Here is a 2,602-nt window from a genome sequence, read left to right as displayed (position 1 = left end):
CTTCGCTGTATCTCGTTCGCTTCATTGTCCGTCCCTTCGTTGGGTCGGACTCTCATTCCAAATAGAGGAAAAATCCCGTGGCAGGTCATCAGCGCTGTCCCGAATGCGGGCCTCAAGCGCGTCTGACCGATCTGTGTTGCGCCAAGCGATTTCAAGTGGCTGATCCATGGTTCTGTCTCCTTTTCGCGCGCTTGCTCACTGCTCTTGTAGTCAACGGCTAAAGAGATTTGTTGTTCCCGCCGGACGACGTGGACAGCTCATCCGGATCGTAAGACTGCTGCTGGCTCCCTCGATGTTTCAAGCTTCACCAAAACGCTGAACTGTTCGAGCGCGCGTATGGATACATTTGCGAGCACTATCATACCAAGACCCTTAAGCAGTACGCACCCGATTAGGCCGCGTAATGTGACAAGTTCCACGACAGGAGTTTATTCACGCGGATGTAGTGTAGTCGGGACCGATTTTAGCCGAAGCGCCCTTTATGAAATCGGGTTAGCCGTGACCCTTTTTCGTGTCAAACGCCAAGCAGAGGTGTGTTTGTCGAAAGTCAGCTTCAATTTTGACGCTGACAGCATAACGATTTGAGAAACGCGCAGGATGCCCTGAAGGGCGGCATATCATGGCGGTGTCGAGTCGCCGTCAATTCTCTGCTGAGAAAAAGATATACCACATGCAAGAAACTACCATCACCAGTTGCTCGATCCATCGGGTTTTTCATCCGACCATTCACGGACGTTCTCCGCGATGGTGCGCGCAAGCTGATCGAACAGGCGATCCATGCCGAGCTGGCCGCGCTCACGGCCTTTTCTAACGAAAAGCTTGAGGACGGTCGGGCACGTCTTGTCCGTCATGGATACTTATGCCCCATGACGGGCCGGCCCGATTTCGCACATTTGGTCATTGATTATAAACCGGGCGAGTTTCTCGTCGAGTCAAAATCGCTCAAACTTTTTCTGGGGTCATTTCGCCACCACGGGGCATTCCACGAAGATTGTATCATCTCGATTGCGCGGCGTTTGGTCGACCTTCTGAATCCGCAATGGCTGCGGATGGGAGGTTACTGGTATCCGCGCGGCGGAATCCCGATCGATGCTTTTTTGCGACTGAGCCCATGCCAGAAGGTGTGTGGATCCCAGACCAAGGCGTGCCACCCTATCGCGGCAGAGGGTAGATCGAGCTGACTGCCGGCACTAGATCGGTTGCAGCGTCTTACCTTAATCGGCTACTTCAGCAACTCAAAAGCGGCCCTGAGTTGCTGTTCGCCGGTAGCTTCTATGCTACAATGCAGCTTCGCCAGACCAGCCATGCATGCGTTGTGCAGCACTTCATCCACCGAAACTTGATGTTGTTGCAGCATTGACCGTCAACAGGTATCGCTTTGCTCTACCAGAGCGGGAGTTCCCGACATGCTCTTTGACACATTTTTATGTCCATCGTTCCTGGCAAAGGACGGTCCGATCTACCGCTTCGCACAGGGCGACTTGACCTTTCCCACACATCAGATGATAACGAAATTTCACATGACCAAGATAAAATTGAAATCACTCCTGTTCGACGGATTTCTTGCCGGCTGGACCGCTTTATTCGCTTTGGGAGTACTCGTCTTTTGGTTGTCTGGGTCGCCGCGAAAAGCAATTAGGGCTGCAACTCGTCTGTGGGTGCGCGGAATCTTGTTCGGGCTAAAGCATATCGTAGGGCTGGGTTATGTCGAAAAGGGTCGCGACCTGATTCCGGACGAACCCTGTCTCATCGTCTGCAATCATCAATCCACTTGGGAAACGCTCGCAGCCCTTGTTCTCTTCCCGGATGTCGCAATTGTCGCCAAGCACGAACTTCTGCAGATCCCGATAATCGGTTGGTATCTGCGAAAATCACCAATGATCATCATTGATCGTGAGAGCGGGTCCAAGGCATTCAAGGCTATGCTGAACCAAAGCCGTGAAGCGCTGGCCGCCGGCCGCTCAGTTCTCGTCTTTCCACAAGGGACACGGATGGACGGGATGGAGCCAATCAGGTTCAAGCGTGGGATAGAGCTGCTGTATTCAAAGCTGGGGGCACCCGTGCTACCCGTGTTGGTGAACTCTGGCAAATTCTGGGGGCCCAGCGGATCAAGCAAGCGTGGTGGGACAATCACAGTCTCATATCTACCACCGATCCCACCTGGGATGTCGGCCGAACTGTTCGCGCGAAAGGCCGAAGCGCAGATGGAGGCGGAGCGATTGTTATTGCCTTAACCTGCGTCATCTTTGCAGTCGCACGAAGGTTGATCACATTCGCTAACGCCACCATCAAAACACCTCACTATTCGATCGTTTTGCCCATTCTGGTCAGCAGAAAAAAGTAGGGGGCGCTCCGCGCATTTCCATGGGGCCGAGGATGCGTCTCTCGTCGATGCGGCGGACGTGGTCGACGAAGGGCTGCCGGTCGTAGATCATCGCGGCGCTCGGGCTGAACCGCGCCGGGTTTGCCGGAGGCTGATTTGTTCAACGTCAGGCTACTTTATCGAGTGTGTTAAGATTTGCATAGAATGCCTCCTCTGCTTCTGCGGGTGTGGTGTATCCGATGGGACCGAATAGCCGGCGGTTGTTATACCAATCGACCC

Annotated in this window: 1 protein-coding gene and 2 pseudogenes; all 3 read left to right on the top strand. The window is 53.8% G+C overall.

Annotated features, from left to right (window positions below):
* Positions 1-704: 704 nt before the first annotated feature.
* Positions 705-860, top strand: a pseudogene (locus GZH79_RS19060) (IS256 family transposase); the annotation flags it as partial.
* A pseudogene (gene queF / locus GZH79_RS13150) lies at positions 858-1,171 on the top strand (preQ(1) synthase); the annotation flags it as partial. The pseudogenes GZH79_RS19060 and queF, both read left to right, overlap by 3 nt.
* 235 nt (positions 1,172-1,406) lie before the next feature.
* A complete protein-coding gene (locus tag GZH79_RS13145) occupies positions 1,407-2,234 on the top strand; it encodes a lysophospholipid acyltransferase family protein (protein WP_249219181.1) in 828 nt (275 codons plus the stop codon).
* The last annotated feature ends 368 nt before the right edge of the window (positions 2,235-2,602 follow it).

Origin of the sequence: Loktanella sp. SALINAS62, from assembly GCF_018263905.1 — a bacterium.
Classification (GTDB): Bacteria; Pseudomonadota; Alphaproteobacteria; order Rhodobacterales; family Rhodobacteraceae; genus Loktanella.
Note: the sequence above shows the minus strand (reverse complement) of the source record. Positions and strands in the feature narration are given on the sequence as shown.